The organism is Shewanella sp. 10N.286.52.A9 (assembly GCF_041468985.1).
In the GTDB taxonomy this organism is placed as follows: Bacteria; Pseudomonadota; Gammaproteobacteria; order Enterobacterales; family Shewanellaceae; genus Shewanella; species Shewanella japonica.
Map to the genome: position 1 here is coordinate 39,241 of NZ_JBFRJQ010000007.1, position 25,623 is coordinate 64,863.

Consider the following 25,623-nt stretch of genomic DNA (forward strand, 5'->3'; position numbering starts at 1 on the left):
TCCTTTTACATGTCTTTTAATGGGTGATTGTCATTATTCCAAGGTGACGTTAATAGCTGCGTCACCGCCTCTGGTGTCACATCACTTGCATGAGGAAAACGCCATTGTGGATTTCGATCTTTATCGATTAACAGTGCTCGTACCCCTTCACAAAAGTCACCGTAAGAACAGCAATTAACACTGATGCCTAATTCCCATTTAAAGCACTCAGCTAAGGTTTTATCTTTACCGATACTGGCTTGAGCAAAAATTAAAAACCAACTTAACGGGCTACCTGCTAATGCCGTTTTTTGTGCGCGCTTTAGCCAATCAAGTTCAGTATCTAAACTTGAAATTTGATGATGCACTTCTTCGATTTCACCGCTCATGAGTTGATCAATTTCAACTTGATTTTGTGCTAGCAGACTATCGCCCATACTCGCCGTCGCGTTTTCCTGCATTGAATTAAGTAAATCACTTAGTTGTAAGTGATTTAAAGCAACATCATCACTCCAACTTACTTCAGCTATAGCATCAAACAAGGGTTCTTTATCATCACTACTTAAAAAGTGATTGCCTAATCCGACGTAATGGGCATCAGCAACGGTCATGTTGTAAGCCGTTAATCCCAAGAATAATCCTGTTTTACCAGGCATTCTATTAAGGAAGTAACTACCGCCAACATCTGGATATAAACCAATGGTAATTTCGGGCATTGCAATACGGCTTCGCTCAGTTAACACTCGGTGGCTGCCGCCAGCCATAAGTCCTAAGCCGCCGCCCATCACAATTCCATCACCCCACACTAATACAGGCTTTCCGTACTGATGTAATAGGTAGTCAAGTTGGTATTCTTCGCTAAAAAAGTCACACGCTTCTTGAGTCATTGATTGAGGGTTAGCCATAGAAGCATGATAAATAGCTCTGACATCACCACCAGCACAAAAAGCTTTCTCACCAGCGCCATCGAGTACAACAAAAGCAATATCATTGTCTTGCTGCCAAGCTAATAACTGCTTAGTCATTGCTTGAACCATACCAAGATTCAGTGAATTTAACGCTTTTTCAATATTAAGCGTAACCACACCAATCGACTTGCCTGATAGTGTTCCTAATGTTTGAAAAATCACATCTTGATTCATTAGTTATTCTTCCAATTTGCAGTGCGTTTATCCAAAAAGGCATTGACGCCTTCAGCCTGATCTTCGGTATCAAATAATCCTACAAACAACTCACGCTCTAGAGGTAAAGCTTGGGTGCGAGGCATGGCTCTTCCAGCTTGAATTAATGTTTTACATACTTTCACGCTGCTCGGTGATTGACGAGCCACTTTTGCCGCAAGTGATATCGCAGCAGCTAATGATTGACCTTGTTCAACCACTTCTTCTACTAAACCAATCGTTTGGGCTTTAGCTGCATCGATTCTCTCGCCGCATAGAATCATTCTTTTTGCCCAACCTTCCCCGACCAAAGCCGTTAAGTTTTGTGTGCCGCCCGCACAAGGTAATAAGCCGACTGTGGCTTCAGGTAAGGCCATTTGTGCTTGCGACTCGGCAATGCGTAAATCGCACGCTAATGCCACTTCTAACCCGCCACCCATGGCATAGCCATTGATAGCCGCAATAGACACGCCACGAAAGGCGCTTAATGTTTCAAATGCTTCTCCAAAACACTTGGCCATTGTCGCAGCATTGCCTTTATCGCCGTCGGCAAATAATTTTAAATCAGCACCTGCTGAGAAAAACTTCTCTCCTTGACCTGTAATCACCAGCGCATAAATATTATTGTCTTGATTTAGGCGTAATACGATATCTTTAAGCAACATCAAACTGGCTGATGTCCAGGTGTTTGCTGGCGGGTTATTTAAGGTCAAAATGGCGGTATGACCATCAATGGTTTCTACGATAGCGGGCCCTGTTTGGGCAGTTGTCGTCGTCATGATTTAATCCTTTAACAATAGTGCATGCGCGTTAATGCTCCGTTATCGAAACGGAGCAAGCTGGCAACTTATAAAATTGCGTGTGAATTCTCATCTAATAAACGGCGAGCAATGATCAAACGCATGATTTCATTGGTGCCTTCCAATATTTGATGAACACGAACATCCCTAAAGTGTCGCTCCAATGGGTACTCACGGATATATCCGTAACCACCGTGGATTTGCAACGCACTATCACACACTTGAAAACCAATATCGGTGGCAAAACGTTTGGCCATAGCGCAATAAGCCGTTGCTTCAGGATCATTGTTATCAAGTTTAAATGCGGCTAAACGTACCATTTGTCTTGCAGCAACAAGCTCAGTCGCCATATCCGCTAGTTTAAATTGTAACCCTTGAAAAGCGGCAATGGGTTTACCAAATTGCTTACGCTCATTCATGTATTCTGTCGCGCGTTCTAATGCCGCTTGCGCTGTTCCAACTGAACAAGTCGCAATATTAATGCGACCACCATCAAGGCCCTTCATGGCAAAGGTAAACCCTTGTCCTTCATCGCCTAACAAGTTGGCTTGTGGCACACGTACATTTTCAAAACTGATTAATCGAGTTGGCTGTGCGTTCCAGCCCATTTTTTCTTCTGCTTTTCCGTATGTGATGCCTGGTGCATCAGCTGGAATCGCAATCGCTGAGATGCCTTTAGCACCAGCATCACCGGTACGGCACATAACAACTAATAACTCAGTCTCACCGGCGCCAGAAATAAACATTTTCGAACCATTAATGATGTAATCATCGCCATCTTTAATCGCTTTGGTTTGCAAAGAAGCGGCATCACTACCTGCACCCGGTTCCGTTAGGCAATAAGATGCTAATAATTGTCCTGTCGTCAAACCTTCAGACCATTGCTGACGTAAGGTTTCGGTTCCCCAAGTTGTTACCATCCATGTGGCCATATTATGAATGGTCAACATGGCGGTTGTTGCAGTGCAACCTTGGGATAATTCTTCGAAGATAATTGAAGCATCAAGGCGAGATAACCCCATGCCACCTTCTGACTCTGGCGAGTACAATGAGCAAAAACCTAACTCACCCGCTTTTTTAATGACATCTTTTGGAAAATAGTGCTCTTCATCCCATTTTGCTGCAAATGGTGTGAGTTCTTCAGCAGCAAATTGACGAGCGAGATCGGCGAACTGGCGTTGGTCTTCGTTGAAATCAAAATTCATGTTTGAATCCTTTTTTACTATGACTCTATGGTCATTTGAATTGCCACTATCAGTGGTCACTTAAGCTAAAGTTCTGCAATAGATTTGTGTGAGCTATATTGCACTGTTTGCAGATACTTAGGCGTAGTATGTTGTTTAGTTATTCAGCTTCCTGCTGAATGGCATGTCTCGGCAGGCCAAACATTGCGGCCTTATTACAACGTCGATAAAAGGCCTTCTCCCATCAGAAGGCCTTTATCAATTACTTAAGATTAATACTCATATTTGGGCCACTGACGACTTCATCATCAAACCAGCGAGAGGTAATGGTTTTGGTTTCAGTGTAAAAACGAACCGCTTGCTTACCATAGGCGTGTTGGTCGCCATAGAAACTGCCTTTCCATCCCGTAAATGAGAAAAACGGTAATGGCACAGGAATAGGGACATTAATTCCCACTTGGCCAACATCAATATGATGTTGATATTTACGTGCTGCACCGCCTGATGCTGTAAAGATAGAAGTGCCGTTGCCATAAGGGCTGTTATTAACAACGTCAATCGCTTCATCAAGGCTTTCAGCTTCCATACAACAGAGTACAGGACCAAAGATTTCTTCTTTGTAGATGCTCATGTCTGTGGTGACATTGCTGAACATGGTTGGGCCAATCCAGTTACCAGACTCATATCCTTCAACAGTAAAGTCACTGCCATCGAGTAAACACTCAGCGCCTTCTTCTTTACCTTGAGCAATCAGTTTTAGCACACGCGCTTTAGCAGCCGGGCTAATGACTGGACCATAAGCCGCATTTTCATCATTCCATAATCCTGGGCGTACTTTTGCTAGTGCTTCTTTAAGCTCAGGGATCCACTCTTTGGCAGCGCCGACAAATACAGCAACAGAAATCGCCATACAACGTTGACCCGCCGCACCAACAGAGGCGCCTACCATGTTATTAATCACTTGTTGCTTGTTCGCATCAGGCATAATCACACAATGGTTTTTCGCACCAGCAAAGGCTTGAACACGTTTTAAGTTATCGGTACCCGTTTTATAGATGTATTGTCCTACACCGACAGAACCGACAAATGAAATCGCTTTAATTTCTTTATCATTGAGCAACACATCAACTGCCGTTTTATCGCCATGGATCAGCTGCAGTACCCCTTTTGGCGCCCCCGCTTCAACAAATAGCTCAACCAAGCGTTGTGGCGTCATTGGATCTTGCTCTGAAGGTTTTAAGATAAAGGTATTACCACACGCAATGGCTAGCGGGAACATCCATAATGGGATCATCGCTGGGAAGTTAAATGGGGTAATACCCGCACAAACACCTAATGGTTGCGTGTAACTATAGGTATCGATATTTCTTGCCACATTTTCAACCGTTTCGCCCATTAACATTGAGGCGATGTTACATGCGTGCTCAGCGACTTCGATGCCACGCCAAACATCACCTTTAGCATCTTCAAAGGTTTTACCTGTTTCTTGGGCTAGTATGGTTGCGAGCTCGTCATGATGCTCTTTTAGCAAATGTTGATAACGCAACATCACTCTGGCACGTTCAGAGACCGGCACTTCTTTCCATGTTTTAAATGCTTCTTTAGCACTATGAATCGCTTGATTAACTTCCTCTACCGTGGCGGCATTAATATTGGCAATCGGTAAGTTATTTGCAGGATTGGTCACCGAAATCTGTTGGGTTCCCATGCCTTCGGTAAATTCACCGTTGATATAATGTTTCACTTGAACTGTCATCTTGCTTCCTAAATCCCTGTAGAGCCCCAAAGCTCTGTGAAAGTGAAGTACTGCCGGCTTGTTATTTTTGACTAATTACTGTTACTTATTAGTGTTACGAATAATTGTCTAGCTCGTGCAGCACTTGAGTCTTGTTGAATGATTTTCTAATCGATTGTTACACTTAAACGGTTATAGCGAGATAGTTATACTTCAATTGCCATTGCCGTTGCTTCGCCGCCACCAATACATAATGACGCCACGCCTTTAGATAAGCCCTTGGCTTTTAGCGAATGAATTAACGTCACAAGTACACGTGCCCCAGAGCACCCAATAGGATGGCCTAATGCGCAAGCGCCGCCATTGATATTGACTTTAGATTCGTCAAGTTGTAATTCGCTAATAGCTAACATGGTCACCATGGCGAATGCTTCGTTAATTTCGAATAAATCAACATCAGCTTTAGACCAATTAACTTTATCGAATAGCTTGTTCATTGCACCGACGGGTGCAGTGGTAAACATTGAAGGTTCTTGAGAATGAGTGGTATGGCCTTTAATTGTCGCCATAATAGTGAGACCTAATGACTCCGCTTTTTCTCGGCTCATTAACATTAAGGCCGCAGCACCATCTGAAATAGAGCTTGAGTTAGCGGCTGTAATTGTTCCGTCTTTAGCAAATGCTGGACGTAGTGAAGGGATTTTTTCAGGACGCGCATTGCCTGGCTGCTCATCCGTATCCACTGTGACATCACCTCGACGACTTGAAATCGTCACTGGCACGATTTCATCTTTAAACGCTCCAGACTGAATCGCTGTGTTAGCCTTTTCTAAAGAGTTCAGTGCGAATTGGTCCATGTTTTCACGAGTTAAGCCAAAATCATCAGCAGTTTTTTGGGCAAAAGCCCCCATTGCACCACCTGTGTACGCATCTTCAAGGCCATCGAGGAACATGTGGTCCAAAACTTTGCCATGACCCATACGCATTCCACTACGCGCCTTATCTAATAAATAAGGCGCTTGAGTCATACTTTCCATACCACCAGCAACAACAACCTCTGCACTACCCGCTTTGATTAAGTCGTGCGCCATCATCACAGTCTTCATACCTGAACCGCAGACTTTATTGATGGTCGTTGCACCAACACTTAAAGGTAATTCAGCTCCTAATGTCGCTTGGCGAGCTGGCGCCTGTCCTAAACCTGCAGGCAATACACAACCCATTAAGACTTCATCAATTAAATGAGTATCAATCTGAGTGTGACTGACTAACCCTTTAATCGCATTGGCGGCTAATGTTGGAGATGTCACTGCTGATAATGCGCCTTGAAAGCCACCCATTGGGGTACGCTTAGCAGCAACGATAACGATATCTTGTGGTGATGAATGTGTGGTGCTCATAACTTCTCCGCTGTAAACCGGCAAATATTCTGGCCGAGATTAATACACAGTAAAATGTGATCTAGTTCAATTATCACACTCTGACGTTTACGCTAACGTAAAGCAAGAAAAAATCGTCAATTTCATATTAAGATTTCAACACGGCTGTCATTGAAAATTTACAAAAACGATATACCATTAATAATTAAGGGGATTTATAACTAGGACCGCCAAGTTTATTGTTGTCAAAAAGTGAGTTTACTTACACGGGGAATTAATCGCTGCAGATTTTGATGGGAAAAAAATAGATGGGAAAGAAATAGATGGGAAAGAAATAACAGTGATGACCTGCGGAGGTTTTAAGGGGCATCAAGGTTAATTGAGTTGCTAATGCCCGTTTGGTGGAAAGCCATCAAATCAACACGCATTGGATCAATAGGAAAATATCACATCGAAAAGGTTTGATTACGGCCATTTTGTTTCGCTTTATACATACCAGCATCCGCTCGTTTTATCATCTTAGATAGTGAATCTAGGCTTTCTTCAATTCCAAGATCTTGCTCTGTTAATTCATCTTGCTCGCTATGCTCTATGACAACACCATCGACTTCGCTTAGTTGACTTACAGTAACCCCTAAGCTGATGGTAAATTTCACTTCGACATGATCAAAAGTAAATGTTTGCTGCTCAATACTATTACGAAGTCGCTCAGCCACTTCAACTGCTTGGTCTATATTGGTATTAGGCAAGATTAATAAAAACTCTTCTCCACCAATTCGGCCTAATACATCCGTTTTTTTGACCCAATTTCTTGCTCTTCGTGCCGCAGCTTTAATTGTTAAGTCCCCGATATGATGACCGTATGTGTCATTAATCATTTTAAATTTATCAATATCAAAAATGATCACCGCTAATGGCTCAGCTCGTTTTTGGGCAAGACTAAATAACCTATTCCCCTGCTCCATGGTGTAACGTCGATTTGATATCCCTGTAAGATAATCTGTTTGCGAACGGCGTTTAAAAAAGCGGCGAGACTGAATTAAAAAAGCCGTTGCAACAAGTAAAACCACAATAATCAAACTGGTAACGATTAAGGTTAATTGAGATATTTGCTGCTTATCTGTTTCTGACTTTAACTTCAGTAAATTAATCGCAAGCTGATTTTCTAGGATTTGGATTTCATATTCAGCGACTTTTGAATTGTGCTCTAGCGACGAGTAGATAACGTCTTTGTCCATGATGGAAGCATAGGTCAAACGTTCATGATTTAAGCTCGACATCAACAAGTTAAAGCTGGCTAAGTACTCTTGTTCGGAAAACTGTTTAAGCGCCATTATTGACGTTTTGAGAAAGGAAGAGCTCGCCGAAAATGTGTCAGAATTTATAAATTCATCAGCAGCTTCATAAGCCATTTCTGGCTGCTCTTGCTGCATGTGAGCTAAAGCGAGATAGGCATACATTAAGCCAATAAAATATTGTTCATTAGTGGTTGAGCTTAACTGTTTAGCGTTTTGCAATCGCTCAATTGCCAACTCATGATCATTATTATAATAACTTAGCCGACCCGCATTAAAATAAGCGAAAAATAAGAAGTCGTTAAATTCAGGATGCCGCTTGGCTAAATCAAACAGGCCGACAACATGAATTTCAGCCGCTTCCCAGTCTGACATTTTTATCGCCTCACCAACCAAGTTGTGCAGCATATTGAACATGTCTTGAATATCGTCAACTTCACTCCATAACCGATAGGCTTCATTGAAGTATTCATAAGCGTATTTATGTAATCCATTAGAGCGGTAAATCGCGCCAGTTGAGTTATAAATCATCGCTTGCTTGTTCGGAGGGAAATGGTGCTTCTTGGCAATCAACAAAGCTTCTTCAAGGCGCTGTAATCCTTGCTCAAACACTTGTGTATCAGTGTAGCAAAATGCGCTTTGCGTGAGTGCTTTGGACAACACGATAGGAGAGTCAATAGCGCGTGCTAATTCCAATGCATATTCTCTATCAGGGCAATAGCGCTCTTTATCATTAACCTGTAAATATTTAATGAATGAACGCTCAATATAACTGATAACTAAAATATCTGAAGTGGCAACTTGCTCAGCAGATTGAATCGCTAAAGAATATGATTCAACGGCATCATCTAATTTGTCTAATGCCTCTTGTTCAATCGCAATTAAATTGAATATATGGGCATTATCAATTGGGTTCCACGAATGGTGTTGCTGAGCTTGTTGTAAATACTCAAGCTTTTCCTCTGGCGCAGTAAACTTATCCAGCGCTTGTTTAACTGAATCTAATGTCATGACGTGAGCATCATTTGACTGTATCGCTCGCTCTGCATTGTCATTGGCATAAACTGGAGTAACCAGACTGATAAAGCCTACCAACGCAATGAATCGGCTTATCGATAGCACTCGGTAATAACAAAGGTGAAATTCAATCAATGGGCGCCTCAACATCTGATTTCGCTATGCCCCTGCTTACCATTATAAATCACGGTCTGCAAAACAAGATTTAAACTGTCACAAGGGTTAACAGATTGTATCAGCATAAGTGAGTTGCTTCGATATGACAATGTAGCGAAGACCGCAGGCTTATGCTTGAATCGGTGCTAACGCTAATGCGATTAGATAATTAATCTGTATCTAGCTTAGTTGCCATAATTTATCGGCAAAATATCAGGACTATTGATATTTTTAACTGATAACTCGCGTATAAAAATAAATATGAAAAATAAAAAAAGCGCTGAATCTCAGCGCTTTTTGCAGAAGTAAAGTGGCTTATTTAGGCCACTCATTAACTTCACTGTTGGTGAATCATCTGCAATTAACTGCAAGCTTTATTTCAAGCTGTTTATGCAAAAAGGCACTACTTTTGGATCATTACCGCACCAACGCTACGATCTTCACTTTGATTTAATAAGCGAATTGTTAACCCGTATTCAGGAATATTACGTCCAGCATCAAGTAAGTCGCCGCCAGAGTAATCACGAGAATCTCTAAAAGTACGTTGGGCACGAGTACGGTTGTCATACATAGTGATGCCATAATCTTCAGACAAATCGATAAACATTTTTTCAGGTCTATCGATTCTAAATGTCGCATCGTGGATTTGGTAGCGTGTCGTTGCAACATTACCATTACTCCATGACAAGGTATTTTGATCAGCATCCACAACACCTAAGAAACCGTCACCAGGGTGAACACCAACCCAGTTATCTGAATATTGATTATCCACGTACCAAATGAGCATGCCCTTTTCATAGGTCATTGGCTGTCCAGCAACATTGATATGCGCTAAACCACTGTCGACACCATGATGAGTTCGCCACTCAACTAAATAATAGTGCTCAGTTTCAGAAACGCCCGTCGATACATCAAATCCATTTAGCATCATGACTTCTGGCATCACATCAGCATTCGCTGTCGCAACAATCGTTTCATCGACAACAATGTTTAAATCATCAACGTACATACCAGGGTTGGATACCGCGCCATCGGTTTTATACATTATGTATAAATCAAATGCCTCACCCGCAAGCGCGGTGAGATCAAATTCAGCATCAATCCAGCCCGCTGAATTACCTGTTATACCGTTACCCAAATTAGCATCATTCGGATTTGTGTTACTGGTGATATTGCCTTCAAGCATCATCTGACCAAAGCTACCAACAGCAATCACATAGCCATAATCCCAATCAAGCTCGATGTCATACCATGTTTTAAACTGCACTGCAGCAGTGGTTGCATCAGTTAAATCGACAGAAACGGCCATCAGGTTTTCTAGATTATCTCCAGAACCACTGAAATACGCATATTCACCACTGGTTGGCACAGTGATAACCTGTTGCTTGTTTGGCAGACTCACCCTAATCACATCATGATTAGTGCCTTTACTGGATGCTTGATCTAATAGACCAACGACACCTCGACGAGGAATATCATCAAAATTCACCACAGCACCGTGTTGCCAATTGCCACCAAGGCTTGCTTGTAAATACTCTTTTGCGAATGGACTAAAACCAACGGGCTCTGTGCCGCCGATTTCACCCGCCCAACTACCAGATGACATAATAGACCACATAGATACCGGCTCACCTTGGCCAGTATATTGAGTGTCATATTCATCAGGTAACCCTAAATCATGACCATATTCATGGCTAATGACTCCAACAGCACTGTCAATCGGAGCGATGGTATAATCAAAAGCCCCCATTAGTCCGCCCCAATAAGGCGCTGAGCTTGAAGAATCAGGGATCCCAAATACTCCCCCCAAATTCCAACGATGTGACCAAATAGCATCTTCACCTACTTGACCACCACCAGCTTCTTCCCCCACTGCAGAATGGAATACCATCACATGATCAACCAATCCATCTGGTTCCCAGTAATTACCATCTCCATCAAGATCATACCTGTCTTCAATATCAAATTGATTTAAGTCAACAGTGGGATCTTGTGAGGCTGCTGTTAAAGCTTCTCGAATTAAGCTTCTCGCATCACCATCAACATTGTTGCCATAGAATGCTGCAGGCATTTCTGCCATATACCAACCAGCAACATCGCCAGTGACGGTATAACTGTCACCTGACTGTTTCTCATAAAATTGTCTAAACGAATTAGCATGATGACCATTCGGCGCAACCCAACCATCGTCACCAAAAAGGATTTGACGATAATGGTCTGGGTTGTAATCCTCATAATACATACCTGTTTCATCAGGTAAGATAGAATTATGCACAAAGTCAGGGAACTCCATCAAAATCGCTAAAACACGTGCTTCTCGTGTTTCACCTTCATATACTTCTTCTTGAACATTCGCAGGACGGCTTCGCATCGCATTGGCTGTTAGCTGTCCTTTTGACGCTTCATGCCGTTTATGATGTTTAGCCTTACCTTTAATTTCATTAGTCATGGGATACTGACTGACTACAGCAGCATCGAGCGCTGCGGCATTTAGTACCGCTTCTGATTGACGTTTTTTAAGGTAGGTTTTTAACGCTGTTTCAGCTTCTTTTAAGCTAGCACTTTGCGAGATTTTGCCTGATTTCTTGAGCATTTCTATTAACTTCTGCTCATCGGCAATCACTAAATCGAAAGCGCCCGTTTGTGGCGTGGGAGCATGCGGTGCGGCTTGCAAGGCTCCAGATAACCCAGCAATAGCAAACGCTAGCGGGAGTAGTTTCTTGTTATTCAATTGAATACCCTCATTAAATTTCAGATCCGTTTGAAAAGTAATACTCAGCAAGACTCAGCTACGTTAACTAAGTATTCAAAAATCCTAACCGAAGAAACAACGACACGACACTGGTTGGGCTTGATTTCAATCCCAAGTATTAACTTGTGCTAAACAACTAATTATTTTGGGTATTTTTCAGGCAATAAGGTGAGACTAAAAGCGCCACTTAGTCATACTAAATGGCGCCTTTAATTAAACGAATGACTTAATATTGAGACACTAACGACCGGTTTCCCATGGCGTCATTGCACTCATGTCAGATAAATCATATGGCGTTAACTGATAAACATAATAATTAAGCCAATTACTGACTAACAAACTGCCATGACTATGCCATTTGGCAACGGCGTCATTTTTAGGGTTATCGTCACGATAATAGTGAGTGGGAACACTTGGATTTAGACCTTGCTCAATATCACGCAGGTATTCGTCGTTTAACGTCGATTTTTGATATTCTGGATGACCCATTACAAACAAGTTTCGATTATTTCGACTTAACACGATATAAGCTCCAGCTTCTTTTGATTCAGCTAATACTTCTAAATCAGGATGCTGTTTAATATCATTAATATCCATTTCAGCGAAACGTGAATGAGGCGCAAAAAATTCATCATCGAAACCACGTAATAACGGATGTGGTTTATTACAACGACTGTGGTTAAACACACCAGAACGTTTCTTCTCTAACAGTTTACGATGTAAATCATATAAGTGAAACAAGCCCGCATGGGCTGCCCAGCATAAAAACAATACCGATGTGACATGCTGCTGAGACCAATCGATAATTTCTTTTATGTGTTCCCAATACACAACATCTTCAAAATCTAATTGCCCTAGTGGCGCACCAGTGATAATTAGACCATCATAATTGCGTGTTCTTACCGCTTCGAAATCACGATAAAAAGTGTTCATATGATCAATTGAGGTGTGTTTTGAAGCTTTATCATGGATACGTAATAAATCCACATCCACTTGCAAAGGCGTATTTCCTAATAAACGTAACAACTGAGTTTCTGTCTCAATTTTATTAGGCATCAAATTTAAAATCAGCACACGCATTGGACGAATATCTTGATTCGCAGCCCGTGTTTCGGACATAACGAAAATATTCTCTGATTCTAAGATTTCTGCAGCGGGTAAATTATCTGGGATTCTAACCGGCATCAAAGCACCTTTTTAACACTATAAGATTCGGTACTTGGAAAACATCAACAACACACAACAGTGTTGCGTCCGACATTTATCACTCATTACCGACTTTATTTACGATAAGATTAATAGCCTCATTACTATTAATATCAACTACATAAGATTGAGTATTGATAAACCAAAGCTTACCTTCCACCTCAATACGGGCAGCTACTGCATAGGTATGACCCTGCTGAAATTGATCGCGAGCAAGTTCAAATGTAAATGCATGGGGCGTCGTCACTTCATCTGAAGTCATTTCAGCCATAACAATCGCTTTCGTATCTTGCAAAGACACATCTTTAAGTTGCACTTTAATAACTGCGTTATCAGGTAACACGATGCGCTCTCGATACATGATCTCACCTGATACACTGACAAGATCATTGTGCGAAGCACATGCACCTAATCCTAAAAGCACCACTACCGCGACAAGCACTCCATTAAATAATCGCATCATTGTCTTGCTCATTTCAGTCTCCTTATCATACATAAAGACTTCTAGAAGTCTATACGTCTTATATTGAATAATATTCTTGCTTGTTATCGAAAGCAGTTGTTTTTATCATAGGTCATCATTTCGAAGCCTTAAAGCGCATGACACAAGCAAACGCAATAATAGTGGGCGCTAGCTCACATCTTAGTAAAGAAATCGCCCGTAAATTGGCCGCAGAAAAAGTTGCTTTGACACTTTTTGTCCAAGATCCAGACTCATTAAAAGAGTTTGCTTCACAACTTGAGACTGAAGTTAACGTTTTACCGTTAAATATTGAGCAGCCTGTTGAGATAATTCGCCAATTAGAACAAGAGTGGCAACGAATTGATGGCGCACATTTGGTCTTAATAAACACAGGGCTAAATGGTTACAACGAGACGCTGCCATGGCAACTTGAGCAAGATATTATTGACGTCAATGTCACTGGTTTTACTGCTATTTGTAATACCACTTTCCGACTCATGCGAGAGCAAGGGTATGGCCAAATAGCCGCTATTAACTCAATTGCCGGACTGAGAGGTGGACCAAGCGTTGCTTACCATGCATCTAAGGCGTATGCACAGAACTACCTTGAAGGCTTGAGTATGCATGCTCAGCGCCTGAAATTACCCATCACCATTACAGATATTCAATTAGGCTTATTAGATAAGGCTGCGATGCAGCAAAGTAAGTTATGGCTCCCGCCTCTTGCTAAAGTGGCAGATCAGATAATTGCAGCAATGAAAAAAGGTAAACGTAAGGTATATGTGACTAAACGCTGGCGTCTGGTTGCTTGGTTAACCATGATGTTGCCGGAATTTATTTACAACACCCGCCACTGGAAAAACAAAAAGAAGAAATAGCCTTAGTTAAAAATGGCGTAAAAGTTGATTTAATACTGTCTCGTCAATCAATAAAAACAGGAGCTAAGCTCCTGTTTTTTTTGGTAACAATAACGCTCTGACTTAGAACTTGTAACCTACGCTCACCATATAAACCCACGGGTTTATATCAGTTTCAATTGTCACAGGTACTGAATCTGCACCACCGTTTGGCGCGTAGTTAAAGCTTGCATCAGTTGAAATCTGTGCATACCAAACTGAAGCATTAACTAACCAATTTTGATTAATGTTGTAATCTAAGCCTACTTGAGCAGCTAAGCCCCAAGAGTTAGACAAGCTTAAGTCAGATAAACGACCATCAACACTGTTGGTAATTTCATTGTCAAAAAAGTTAGTAAAGTTAACACCTACACCAATATACGGGCGTAATTTAGATTGCGCATTACCAAAGTAATATTGTGCAACTAAGGTTGGCGGTAAATGCTTAGTTTCAGCCACTTTCATGCCAGCAATTGAGATGTCATGAGTAAAAGGCGTTGCTGCTAATAATTCAACTCCCCAATTATCTGTCAGCATGTAGCCAAAATTTAAACCAACTTGAGTGTTGTCATCAACAGAGAATTGGCCTAAATCACCTAAGTCTGGGGTATCAACATTTTGACTTTCATCATTCGGCGCGACAGCAACTGCCCCTACACGAAAAATAAAATCACCCGCTTGGTGAGCAAAAACAGAAGAAGAAATACCAGTAGATAATAAACTGGCTGCGACAATACTTAAGGCTATTTTTTTATTCATTGTGACAACTCCATGTGCGCAACATAATTAGTGCTTTGTGCAAACACTGTTAACAATTGCCGCTACACTGCCAGAGTATTTGATTAACAATATTGATCCAAATCAATAAAAACACCCATACCAAACTAGGTAAGCAACATTAATGACTGAGATCACATTTACCTAGCAGATTTAGATAACACGCATTTAATATACAGCTATAAATCCAGCATATCGTATTAAAAATGAACAGATTTCACTCAATTCTAGGTATCGCATAAATATTCAGGCAAAATAAATAATTCACATGTTGACAACAATTTCATCTATCTAATTGGTATAAGATTTGTTTTATGCCACTAAGATGTTAACCATCAGAAATTTGTTACATAAGTGATACAATCAAATTTATCGACTTTCTTTTTGGAATCACATCGCTTTGTCGCGACTATCAAAACAAATTTTTATGATAATTAGCTGGCTATTGTTGTTTGCCAATATTAACTCTACTCAAGCGAGTACGGTTTTTGAGCAAGCATCGAAGCAAGCTGAAAGTAAATCAGAAACGGCAAGCGACTCAACCGTAGAAGCTGTTCAAAAAATTAAACCAAACGCTACAAAAGCCAACGGTGAGCAAAGCGCTACTGAAGACTCTCCATGCTATAGCCGCTCACAATCAGAACTACCGTTAGATAAAACATTCGCTTATTTGAATACCAAGTTTTGCGAACCCGCTATCTGGTTTGACAGCTTTTTTGTCGATGATCGTATAGAAGATGATGGACGAGCAGGCACCATCATTCGCTGGTATAACGACTTCTCTTATTTTGAAAAGGAGGGGTTTAAGTACCGAGCTAACTTAAATGCGCGTTTAAACTTGCCGGGAATGAGCAAGAAATTAAAGCTTATTTTTGACTCCACGGGCGAAGATGATCCTTTCTCTTTTATTAAACGTCCTGATGAAGAAAGAGATGTTGATGTCGGCTTACGATATGACTGGTATACAAAAGAAAGAAGTAGTTTCAATATCAAAGCCAGTTTTAAACCCAAAATTGAAGCGCGCTACCGTTACACTTTACCGATTTCGGACAACAGCCTTTGGCGATTTACACAAAAGTTATACCAGGAAAAAAGCGTAACAGGTGAATCTACAGAGTTAGATTTTGAACATGCTTTTAATCCTCAATTTTTGCTCCGTTGGCACAGTGCAGCACAATATGAGAATAAAGGTAACGGCTGGAAAATAGGCACTGGTTTACAGCTTTATCAATATATTAGTGAGACACAAGCCATTAGCTATCAAGCAAAAATAAATGGCGTCAATAAGCCCTACCATTATATTGATAAAGCCAGTATTGGGCTCACATATAGACAAAGTTATTTGAGAGAATGGTTATTTTTTGGCATTACGCCTGAATACACATGGAGTGAAGATGAAGACAGCGAGCGCTTGAATCAAGCCGTTTTGACTGTCACCATCGAAGTGTTATTTCAAAATGTTTGAATTAGCTATGCTAACTAAACGAATTAAAGCTCTAATGACAAATTCTGGTACTCATTAAACCAAGGCTTGCTGGCAACTCGCTCCATAAACACTGACTCATCAGCTTTAGGATTGTAATTTACAGTCAAGTTAAATAGACAAGGCAAACCGAACACTGACTCAACGACAATGTCACCACGCTCATCGAGCTTCACCCCAATCGCTGTTTGCAGTTCAGGCCAATAAGACATCGCATCTTTAGCAGAAGTATAAGCAGGATGCTGGTTTTTTATGTGCATTCTTGCTTGGTTTTTAACGGACCAAGGGAATGAAGCCATTTCCGCTAAAGCAAGTTCGATTAACTTGTCACGATAAACACTGGTTTCTTCATTGCAGTAATAAATCACGTCAATATCATCTGATACTGATTCCGCAGCACCATGCAATTTATCCCACACTAAATTACGAACAAAACCTGCAGCAATATACCAATCATCAACCTCAAGCTCTTTAAACATTTGCGCAGTCAGATCCAATGCTTTCATGCGCATTGGGTCGTTTGTAATCCACTGTTTTATTTGAGATTCAAAATCCATGACCTATTCCGAGTGTTATTTGTACTATTTAAATTAACCACAGTGTACCGATGCTAATTTGCAGATTTAAAAACGGTAAATCAAAAGCTACCACTTTATCGGCTTAATTAATGAAGAACTTTAATAATTTACATTTTGATCGATAAATAACGCGACTCTTTCGACAAAACTTGCTAAACGACAATTTTGACAAAAAACAATAATAACAAAACCAATATTAACACATGACAATATTAACACATGCTAATATTGGTGAGTTAAGTTAACTGATTTTATGCCACTAAGCTATTAATAAACAACGCGCCATTTCAAGTTGATAGGGAAAAATATTGGAAAATATATAGTAAGTTTAAACACGAATAACGCACTGAAAAGAGCAACTGCCAGTTAAGTGGTCAGAGCATGTGATTGTAGAACACGCTCAACATTAACTGGCTGTATAGCGAAAGAGTCAACAAGGTTTAAGTGGCATCTGCCTGCTGTTCTGGAGCGGCATCAGCAAAAGCAGATTGTTGATTACAATACGTCCAAACTCTTAAAATGTTCGGGTAATCAGTTAAATCAACATTGAATCGTTTAGCATTATAAACCTGCGGGATTAAACATAAATCCACTAACGTAGGAGTATCACCGAAACAATATTTGCCAGAATGAGTCTTCATTTGTGATTCTAATGCTTTAAAGCCAATGTGGATCCAATGGTGATACCACTTCATTTTAGCTTCTTCATCTACATCCATCTCTTTCACTAAAAATTGCAACACACGCAAATTATCTAATGGGTGAATTTCGCAAGCAATAGATTGCGCCATCGCACGAACAATCGCCCTATCCTTTGGCGTTTTTGGCAATAGTGGGCTTTGAGGATACTGCTCTTCTAAATATTCAATAATTGCCATTGATTGAGTAAGGCAAAACTCCCCGTCATCGTTAGAGTCGACAAAAGCGGGAACTAATTGCTGAGGGTTTAACGCTGCAAACATCTCGCTATGCTGCTCCCCGCCATTGTTAACTAAATGCACTGAAACCTGTTCTGCCACCAGTTGCTTTAAATTGAGTGCAATGCGTACTCGATAGGCGGCACTTGAGCGCCAGTATCCATATAGTTTCATTTTATCTCCTTATCATCATTGAGCTAACAGCCTAATGAGCATAAAAAAAGCAATAACGCATAGCGCTATTGCTTTAGGGTATTAAACCGTAACGACTAGCCTTTGTACTCAACCACTTTTTGGTCTATTGAGCCAAAGATACTGTTGTTTTCTTCATCAAACATTTCGATTCTGACAGTATCACCGAAATGCATGAATGGAGTTGAAGCTTTGCCATCTGCAATGATTTCTAACATACGTTTCTCAGCTAAACAGCTAGAACCTGCACTGCGATCATAGTTTGATATCGTGCCTGAACCAATCACAGCACCAGCGCATAATGGACGGGTTTTAGCCACATGAGAAACCAGTTGGCTGAAGTTGAACGTCATATCAACGCCAGCATTGGGTTGGCCAAATAGGTCGCCGTTTAAATGTGTGACTAATGGTAAGTGAACTTTACTGTCTTGCCACTTATCACCTAACTCATCTGGGGTAATCGCAACAGGAGAAAATGCACTAGAAGGCTTAGATTGGAAAAAACCAAATCCTTTAGCCAACTCACCAGGAATTAAATTACGCAGTGACACATCATTCACTAGCATCAGTAATTTAATATGTTTAGCTGCATTATCGGTATCAACACCCATTGCAACATCATCCGTAACAACGGCAATTTCAGATTCGAAATCAATGCCAAACTCTTCGCTTGCCATTTCAATATCCGCTTTAGGTGCGATAAAGCAATCAGAGCCACCTTGGTAAACTAACGGATCTGTCCAAAAAGACTCAGGCATTTCAGCACCACGAGCCTTACGAACTAACTCAACGTGATTAACATAAGCACTACCATCTGCCCACTGGTATGCACGTGGTAAAGGTGACAGACAACGTGACTCATCAAAATCGATAGCATTATCCATTTGACCAGCATTTAACGCTTCATACAGCTCTTGCAATTGAGGATTAAGTAAATCCCATGCATCCAATAGTTGCTGCATGGTATTGGCAATAGCAGGAACGGCAACGGCTTTTGATAAATCTTTACTCACCAACATAAGTTGGCCATCACGGCGGCCGTTGTTGTAACTTGCAAGTTTCATTTTGACTCCTAAAGGGAACAAATAAAGTTGATACTAGATTTTAAATTGTTATTTCTAGCAATCTGTACCTAAGACGCTAATGAAGCATTTGCCGAACAGATTGCGGGTTAATATCAACGAAAATAGCGTTATAACGCTAGGAATACATTAAGCTCAGCCAAATTAATATAGCGTGAGATAAATCACACTTTGGTTAGTTGGCGGTGATTTTGTAAAGCTTTTAATACACAGTGCAAGATAGTGGCAATATCAGCAATATATGCCTGAAAAATACCATAATGCCAGCATTTTGCTGGCATTATATCGTTACAGTCAGTTTTACCTAATGAACCTTAAGTTCACGGCTAACGCTTTTTAGTGATTTTGTAATCTCTAAGTTTGTTTGCAATCGCCGTATGAGAAACACCTAACTTTTTGGCTAATTGTCGGGTACTTGGATAAGCAGGATATAAACGCCTTAACAATGACGCTTCATATTCTTTCATTGCTTGATCAAGGCTACCCTCAAACTCTTCATCAAAATAACCAAACCCTTCAGCGTAAGACGGCAGTTTAAGCTGTTCAACAGTTAATTCAGCTGATCCATCCCACATTGAAACCGCTCTAAAAATAGCGTTTTTAAGCTGACGAACATTACCAGGCCACGCATAGGTAAACAGGTAATCACGACAAGATGCTGAAATACGGCGAAGTGGGCTTGATAGCTGCTGACTGTAATGCTCTAAGAACATTTCAGTTAATGGGATAACATCAACCTTTCGCTCGCGCAGCGACGGCATGTGGTAACTGAGTACATGAATTCGGTAATATAGATCTTCTCTGAACTCTCCAGACTGACAAAGCTCTGCTAGGTTTTTCTGAGTGGAGCAAATAATACGTACATCAGCACGGACTTCTTCATCGCCACCAATTCGTCTGAAGGTGCCATCTTGTAAAAGGCGCAATAACTTAACTTGTGCCGCTTTTGACATTTCGGCGATTTCATCTAAAAAGACGGTGCCGCCTTTCGCTTCTTCAAATAGGCCACGTTTTATAACATCACCATTTGAAACAAAACCAAATAACTCTTCCTCAGCCACACTATCAGGCAAAGCTGCACAGTTAATTGGAATAAACGGATGTTCACGGCGCATACTGGCATCATGGCTTGCTTTAGCCATTAACTCTTTACCCGTTCCTGTTTCACCTGTGATCAATAAAGGCGCATCAAGTTGTGCCATACGTTTAGCTTGCTTAAGGACATCTTTCATCTTATCGCTAACAGCAAGAACATTATCAAAACCCGTTGTTTGATTTTGAAGTGCATTAAACTGTTTACCTACTCTGGCAGGCGATTTAAGTGATACAACAGCACCAGCTAAGATACTGGCATTGTTTTCATCTGGTAAATAAATCGGGAGCATTTCAGCTAGATACTCGTTACTACCAATTTGTACTCGGGTCGCTTGAGCTAAGACAGGTGCTTCTGTTAACCAACGAGAAAAGTTAAAGCCTTGAACCCAGTGATTTAGTGATTCATCAATAACTTCATGCTCTTGCATATTCAAGGTCAACAATGCAGATTCATTGACGATACGAATACGCCCTTTGGAATTAATAGAAAATACCGAATCGGGTAACGTTTTTAACAAGGTTTTTAATGCATAATGCTCTTGCTCAGAAGGCATAAACGATACGGTTCGTACATCATGAACACTTTCTACTTTTCTAATAAGTGGCATTAATTCGCTTAAGGTTTCAAACCCAATTTCAGCGAATTGTAAATAGAGAAAACCTTTGTTACTAGCATCAATTGCAATCAAATTAATGCCATAAGTCTCTAATACTTCAAGAATATCTTTCGCAAGGCCAATGCGATCTAAACAACTCACTTCCAAACGCATATACAACTATTCCCTATCAGTCATTTTGCAGCAATATACGAGGATTCAAGGCAATAACCATTCAAAATTGAATGAAAATTGTCATCCTTCTTTATTTGTGAGCGATACGTTAAAAGGTTATGCGGCTTGTGGCAAGTGTTGTTTACAGCGGAATTGTAACAGATGACGTATTCCAGCAGGTTACGTTAACGTAACCTGCTGAAATTAATAATGAAGCTGGCTAGTCTATCAACTGGTCGGTTTTCGCCGCCATGATAAAATCATTTTTATGAAGTCCTTTAATTGAGTGTGACCACCAAGTCACTGTCACTTTGCCCCATTCCGTTAAAATACCAGGGTGATGAAACTCTTCTTCAGCAAGTTCAGCTAATTTATTGGTAAAAACCATCGCCAATTTGAAGTTCTTGAACTTATACACACGCTCTAACTGATTAATTCCGTCACGATTCTCTACGGTCCATTCTGGGATCATTTGACTGAACTCGACCATTTCTTGCTCGGTCACTTTTGGGGCATCAATTTGGCAAGCTTCACATTTTAATTCTGATAAATCAGACATAACTACTCCTGAGTTTTTTGTTCTTTTATTCGTATTAACTTGCAATCGTCTTTGGGGCAAATTTAGGTTCAAGTAACCCCAACTGACGTGCTTTTGTCACTGCAGCCATAATGTCCATTTGAGCGATTTCATCCAAATAGTCGACGCTGTCAATCACATAGTAAATAGGTTGCATAATATCGATTCGGTAAGGCGTTCTTAGCACTTCTATCAAATCAAATGGCTTACGTTCAGGTTCATCACTTAACGCATATAAGGTCTCGCCAGGAGAACTTAAAATCCCCCCACCATAAATATTAAGACCGCCGTCAGCACTTTTGACTAAACCAAATTCCACAGTAAACCAATACAGTCTAGCTAAATATACCCGCTCTTCTTTTGATGCAGCCAAACCTAGCTGACCATAAATATGTGAAAAGCGCGCAAATGCTGGGTTCGTCAATAACGGGCAATGGCCAAAAATTTCATGAAAAATATCCGGTTCTTGTAAGTAATCAAACTCTTCTTTGGTACGAATAAACGTGGCGACGGGGAACTGTTTACTCGCTAGCAATTCAAAAAATTTTCCAAAAGAAATTAAAGCCGGCACGCCCGCGGTTTTCCAACCAGTCGTTTCGGTTAGCACTTTATCGATTTCTTGTAATTGCGGCACCCTGTTGGTCGGCATATTGAGCGCCTTAAGGCCTTGCATATACGCATCACATGCACGTCCTGGCATGTTAACCATCTGACGCTGATATAACTCATGCCAGACATCATGTTCTTCATCAGTGTACTGAATATAACCCTGACTATCGGGGATTTTAGCTGTGTAATTTGTTGCTTTACTCATAAGTGTCACTTTACGTAAACTTCTCTGCCTTCATAGTGAGCTAAGGTTTCATATTTGTTAACAGGCTCACACTTTATTGATTGGCAGTTTGCTAGCTAAAAACGTAAACCATTCGCTACAAAGTCAATATTGATAAAGAATAGTAATTTAAAAACAGAGACTTAAAATGTAGTTATAGTTTGACGAATGAGTTAAAGGCTATCAATGTTGCAGACTTTTTTGTAGCGCATCTTAGAATGAATGCTGCTATTTACTGATTATTCGAATGGATATCAGTAACAAAAGTTATATTCATCACGCTAAGTTAAGTACAATAGTATGAGCAATTACTTTTTACTCCACAGTGTTAAGGACAAACCATGGCAATTCTAGTGACTGGCGGTGTTGGCTATATCGGCTCTCATACTGTCGTAGAACTGTTAGATGCCAATCAACAAGTGATCATTGTTGATAATTTATCGAATGCCAACGTTAATGCGCTCGACAGAATCCGCCAAATTACAGGGAAAGATTGCACTTTTTATCAAGGTAGCGTACTCAATAAAGCCCTGTTACACAAAATCTTTACCGATCATGTTATCGACTCAGTGATTCATTTTGCAGGCTTAAAAGCGGTAGGTGAGTCTGTCACTAACCCATTGCAATATTATGAAACCAACGTCACAGGTTCCATCATACTTTGCCAAGTCATGGCTGAGCATAATGTAAAAAAATTAGTCTTTAGCTCATCAGCCACTGTTTACGGCCTACCTGAAAGTCTGCCAATTCGAGAGGATTTTGCAACAGGTGCTACCAACCCTTATGGGCAATCTAAACTTATGGTTGAGCAGCTATTGGCTGACTTATACGCTGCAGATAGCCAATGGAATATTGCTGTATTACGATATTTTAACCCAGTTGGTGCCCATAAAAGTGGGTTAATAGGCGAAGATCCTAGTGATATACCCAACAATTTAATGCCATTTATTTGCCAAGTCGCGATTGGGAATATCAAAGAATTACGCGTTTTTGGGAATGATTACCTCACACCTGATGGCACTGGTGTTCGAGATTATATTCATGTCGAAGATCTCGCAACAGGCCACATCAAGGCTTTAAATAAACTGTCTGAAAACCCTGGCATTGTGACTTACAACCTCGGTACAGGTAGAGGTTATAGCGTCATCGAGTTAATTACGGCATTTGAACAAGCCAGTGGTAAGACTATACCTTATCGCTTTACCGATCGCCGTACAGGAGATTTAGCCGCCTATTTCGCTGATGCGACTTTGGCGCAAAAAGAACTTGATTGGCAGCCCACTCATACCCTTGAGTCAATGGTTAAAAGTAGCTGGCAATGGCAATCAAAAAACCCTAAAGGTTATCGAGAATAAACACGAAATGAATCATTGTAAGGCTGGAAATAAATCATGAGCCAATCCATTAATCATAGCCGTAGAAATCTATTCAGACGCAGAAAAGACAGTGCTCAACGTCCGCCATGGGTGATAGATTCTATCGAGTTTACTGACGAATGTACTCGCTGTAATGCCTGTATCGATGCTTGCGAAACCAAAGTGCTTATTAAAGGAGATGGCGGCTTTCCAGAAATTAAATTTTCTGAAGATGAATGCACTTTTTGTCAGCAGTGTGCAACCGTCTGCGAAGAAAAGATTTTCGATGTATCTCAAGCTTTACCATGGACAATTAAAGCGTCAATCAATGATTCATGCCTGACCTACAGAGGTGTGTGGTGTCAAAGTTGCAAAGATGCATGCGATCCTAGAGCGATTACATTTAAGATGGCAGTCGGTCAAATCCCTAAACCCATTATTGATATTGATGCTTGTACTGGCTGCGGCGCATGCGTATCTCCTTGTCCTGCACAGTCAATTACCGTGACAGAAACTCACGTTAAAGCCGAGTAATTGAGGCTAATTGAGTGACCGCCGTCAAAAAAAAGTCCTAACAGTCAAAATTTAATTGTTTTTTTTGCATTTAATTGTCGCTATATTAAATGTTAAATATCTATAACAAAGTCATTTTCGCCGCGCTTATCAGTTTTATTGCGGCCTAATTATGCGAAAAGAGAGTCTACATGTTTAGTAAAAAAAGTCCGGCAAACAACCTCAGTTTTATCGCAAACGACTGTGAAGTCACGGGTAATATCAAAGTTGTTGGGGACGTCTTGATTGCAGGCAAAATCAACGGTGAAATTCGTGCAACAGGTAACGTAACAGTAGAATCAACAGGTGTAGTGACTGGTGGCGTGATTTGTGTTGAAGCGTCAGTGTCAGGCTTGATGACAGGTAATATTACGTGCGATAAATTATCAATCACCAATACAGGTACTTTTGATGGTGAAGTTTACAGTAAGCGTATGGAAATCTTAGATAATGGTCAGTTTATCGGATACCGCAAAGCTTATGACGAAAGCGCAGAACATCAGTTAATCTCAAATGAAAAAGTGATCAGTGATTCATCAGAAGAAAAAACTGATAACCCACAACTTTCCGCTGCTGTGACAGCTTAGTTTTCACCTAAATTTGTTGATAACTGTATTAATAAGCTTTGTTGTTGTTTCAAGTGATGTTTGAACCATCACCCACGAGACAATAACAAAGTTTACGTTATTTCTTCTCCTTCTCCACCAAACTCTTGCTGCCACTCCCTTAGTAAAGCCACAAACGCCATTGGTGCCCTATCAAGGCTATCTACAGAAATATATAAATGAAACCCGAGATGACTTTCAAGTGTCTGACAGCGATGGCCAAACATTGCTAACACGCCTCTGTAACGATCCCCATTAACGACCAAAGGAGTAAACTCAGCGCCTAGGTAGGTTTCTAAACTTTGTAAGTCTTCATCTTGTGTCGCTGCCGTCATCAATAACGGGCGCTGCTCAGTTAACAGACCTGTCGCCAATCGTGGGGAAATATTGTCTAGAATGGGGTTAATTTTTTTGAGCTTAAAGCCAATGTAAGGCAATTCGATTAATTCAAGGTTTTGAGTCACTCTTGATACATCAATTCGCTGGATATTGTTCCACCCGATATGGACAGTACCGCGTCGATGGAAATATTCGACTCCTGCCTGTGTTAACTTAAAACTGGCACTAGGTTGGTTAATTTTAGCGATACCTAAAATTAAACTCACACTTCCAAAACCAAACAACACAATGCCGATCCCAAATAGGTGTTTTGCAGTAATAAAGAGCACTAGGCTGATAAATAACGCTAGCGAACCAAACACGGTTAAGGTTATACCATTACGCTTACCAAATGGACTGATTAATAATGTGTTTTCTTGAGTCATGTTGCCAACGTTTAGCTTGTAA

22 protein-coding genes are annotated in these 25,623 nt (G+C 40.7%); 5 read left to right on the top strand and 17 right to left on the bottom strand.

The window, feature by feature from the left end; all coding sequences use genetic code 11:
• Positions 1-5: 5 nt before the first annotated feature.
• The 9 genes from AB4128_RS06380 to AB4128_RS06420 form a co-directional block, all read right to left on the bottom strand.
• Positions 6-1,121 carry an enoyl-CoA hydratase/isomerase family protein gene (locus AB4128_RS06380; RefSeq protein ID WP_372037261.1) on the bottom strand — a complete coding sequence of 372 codons (1,116 nt, stop codon included), beginning with the start codon at positions 1,119-1,121 and terminating at the stop codon, positions 6-8.
• Positions 1,121-1,918 (bottom strand): enoyl-CoA hydratase, encoded by a 798-nt coding sequence (locus AB4128_RS06385; RefSeq protein ID WP_080915375.1) that lies wholly within the window; start codon positions 1,916-1,918, stop codon positions 1,121-1,123. The genes AB4128_RS06380 and AB4128_RS06385 overlap by 1 nt, the downstream gene beginning before the upstream one ends.
• Before the next feature lie 68 nt (positions 1,919-1,986).
• Positions 1,987-3,144, bottom strand: coding sequence for an acyl-CoA dehydrogenase family protein (locus AB4128_RS06390; RefSeq protein WP_055023016.1), 1,158 nt, complete (start codon positions 3,142-3,144; stop codon positions 1,987-1,989).
• Between the two features lie 241 nt (positions 3,145-3,385).
• Positions 3,386-4,879 carry a CoA-acylating methylmalonate-semialdehyde dehydrogenase gene (locus AB4128_RS06395; protein WP_055023017.1) on the bottom strand — a complete coding sequence of 498 codons (1,494 nt, stop codon included), beginning with the start codon at positions 4,877-4,879 and terminating at the stop codon, positions 3,386-3,388.
• A 185-nt stretch (positions 4,880-5,064) separates the two neighbouring features.
• Positions 5,065-6,258, bottom strand: a complete 1,194-nt coding sequence (locus tag AB4128_RS06400; RefSeq protein WP_372037262.1) for an acetyl-CoA C-acyltransferase — start codon at positions 6,256-6,258, stop codon at positions 5,065-5,067.
• A gap of 425 nt (positions 6,259-6,683) precedes the next feature.
• Entirely contained in the window at positions 6,684-8,684 is a 2,001-nt protein-coding gene (locus AB4128_RS06405; RefSeq protein ID WP_372037263.1) for a diguanylate cyclase, read from the bottom strand.
• A gap of 424 nt (positions 8,685-9,108) precedes the next feature.
• Complete coding sequence (locus AB4128_RS06410) at positions 9,109-11,436, bottom strand: immune inhibitor A domain-containing protein (protein ID WP_372037264.1); 2,328 nt, start codon at positions 11,434-11,436, stop codon at positions 9,109-9,111.
• A 261-nt stretch (positions 11,437-11,697) separates the two neighbouring features.
• Positions 11,698-12,642: a homoserine O-succinyltransferase gene (gene metA, locus AB4128_RS06415; protein ID WP_055023022.1), complete on the bottom strand. Its 945-nt coding sequence runs from the start codon at positions 12,640-12,642 to the stop codon at positions 11,698-11,700.
• 79 nt (positions 12,643-12,721) lie between these two features.
• Positions 12,722-13,138 carry a YbaY family lipoprotein gene (locus tag AB4128_RS06420; protein ID WP_372037265.1) on the bottom strand — a complete coding sequence of 139 codons (417 nt, stop codon included), beginning with the start codon at positions 13,136-13,138 and terminating at the stop codon, positions 12,722-12,724.
• Positions 13,139-13,263: 125 nt separating this feature from the next.
• Here AB4128_RS06420 and AB4128_RS06425 point away from each other — a divergent pair, with 125 nt between their 5' ends.
• A complete protein-coding gene (locus AB4128_RS06425; protein ID WP_055023175.1) occupies positions 13,264-14,004 on the top strand; it encodes an SDR family oxidoreductase in 741 nt (246 codons plus the stop codon).
• A 102-nt stretch (positions 14,005-14,106) separates the two neighbouring features.
• Here AB4128_RS06425 and ompW read toward each other — a convergent pair whose 3' ends face one another.
• Positions 14,107-14,781, bottom strand: a complete 675-nt coding sequence (gene ompW, locus AB4128_RS06430; RefSeq protein ID WP_055023024.1) for an outer membrane protein OmpW — start codon at positions 14,779-14,781, stop codon at positions 14,107-14,109.
• Positions 14,782-15,226: 445 nt separating this feature from the next.
• Here ompW and AB4128_RS06435 point away from each other — a divergent pair, with 445 nt between their 5' ends.
• Positions 15,227-16,264 (top strand): hypothetical protein, encoded by a 1,038-nt coding sequence (locus tag AB4128_RS06435; RefSeq protein ID WP_235530837.1) that lies wholly within the window; start codon positions 15,227-15,229, stop codon positions 16,262-16,264.
• A 23-nt stretch (positions 16,265-16,287) separates the two neighbouring features.
• Here the strand turns inward: AB4128_RS06435 and AB4128_RS06440 are convergent, their stop codons facing one another.
• The 6 genes from AB4128_RS06440 to phhA form a co-directional block, all read right to left on the bottom strand.
• Positions 16,288-16,839 (bottom strand): nucleotidyltransferase family protein, encoded by a 552-nt coding sequence (locus tag AB4128_RS06440; protein ID WP_055023025.1) that lies wholly within the window; start codon positions 16,837-16,839, stop codon positions 16,288-16,290.
• A gap of 461 nt (positions 16,840-17,300) precedes the next feature.
• A complete protein-coding gene (gene maiA / locus AB4128_RS06445; RefSeq protein ID WP_211028290.1) occupies positions 17,301-17,951 on the bottom strand; it encodes a maleylacetoacetate isomerase in 651 nt (216 codons plus the stop codon).
• Between the two features lie 95 nt (positions 17,952-18,046).
• On the bottom strand, positions 18,047-19,033 hold the full coding sequence (locus AB4128_RS06450; RefSeq protein WP_065109183.1) for a fumarylacetoacetate hydrolase family protein: 987 nt from the start codon (positions 19,031-19,033) through the stop codon (positions 18,047-18,049).
• A gap of 344 nt (positions 19,034-19,377) precedes the next feature.
• Complete coding sequence (gene tyrR / locus AB4128_RS06455) at positions 19,378-20,916, bottom strand: transcriptional regulator TyrR (protein WP_055023028.1); 1,539 nt, start codon at positions 20,914-20,916, stop codon at positions 19,378-19,380.
• Positions 20,917-21,136: 220 nt separating this feature from the next.
• Positions 21,137-21,475, bottom strand: a complete 339-nt coding sequence (locus AB4128_RS06460) for a 4a-hydroxytetrahydrobiopterin dehydratase (protein ID WP_055023029.1) — start codon at positions 21,473-21,475, stop codon at positions 21,137-21,139.
• Positions 21,476-21,509: 34 nt separating this feature from the next.
• On the bottom strand, positions 21,510-22,307 hold the full coding sequence (gene phhA / locus AB4128_RS06465; protein WP_055023030.1) for a phenylalanine 4-monooxygenase: 798 nt from the start codon (positions 22,305-22,307) through the stop codon (positions 21,510-21,512).
• Between the two features lie 359 nt (positions 22,308-22,666).
• Between phhA and galE the strand changes: the two genes are divergently transcribed.
• The 3 genes from galE to AB4128_RS06480 all read left to right on the top strand — a co-directional run bounded on the left by galE (position 22,667) and on the right by AB4128_RS06480 (position 24,819).
• Positions 22,667-23,680, top strand: coding sequence for a UDP-glucose 4-epimerase GalE (gene galE / locus AB4128_RS06470; RefSeq protein WP_372037266.1), 1,014 nt, complete (start codon positions 22,667-22,669; stop codon positions 23,678-23,680).
• A gap of 36 nt (positions 23,681-23,716) precedes the next feature.
• A complete protein-coding gene (gene napF, locus AB4128_RS06475) occupies positions 23,717-24,214 on the top strand; it encodes a ferredoxin-type protein NapF (protein ID WP_055023032.1) in 498 nt (165 codons plus the stop codon).
• Positions 24,215-24,384: 170 nt separating this feature from the next.
• Positions 24,385-24,819: a polymer-forming cytoskeletal protein gene (locus AB4128_RS06480; RefSeq protein WP_055023033.1), complete on the top strand. Its 435-nt coding sequence runs from the start codon at positions 24,385-24,387 to the stop codon at positions 24,817-24,819.
• Positions 24,820-24,911: 92 nt separating this feature from the next.
• Here AB4128_RS06480 and AB4128_RS06485 read toward each other — a convergent pair whose 3' ends face one another.
• A complete protein-coding gene (locus AB4128_RS06485) occupies positions 24,912-25,601 on the bottom strand; it encodes a DUF2982 domain-containing protein (RefSeq protein ID WP_055023034.1) in 690 nt (229 codons plus the stop codon).
• Positions 25,602-25,623: the final 22 nt, after the last annotated feature.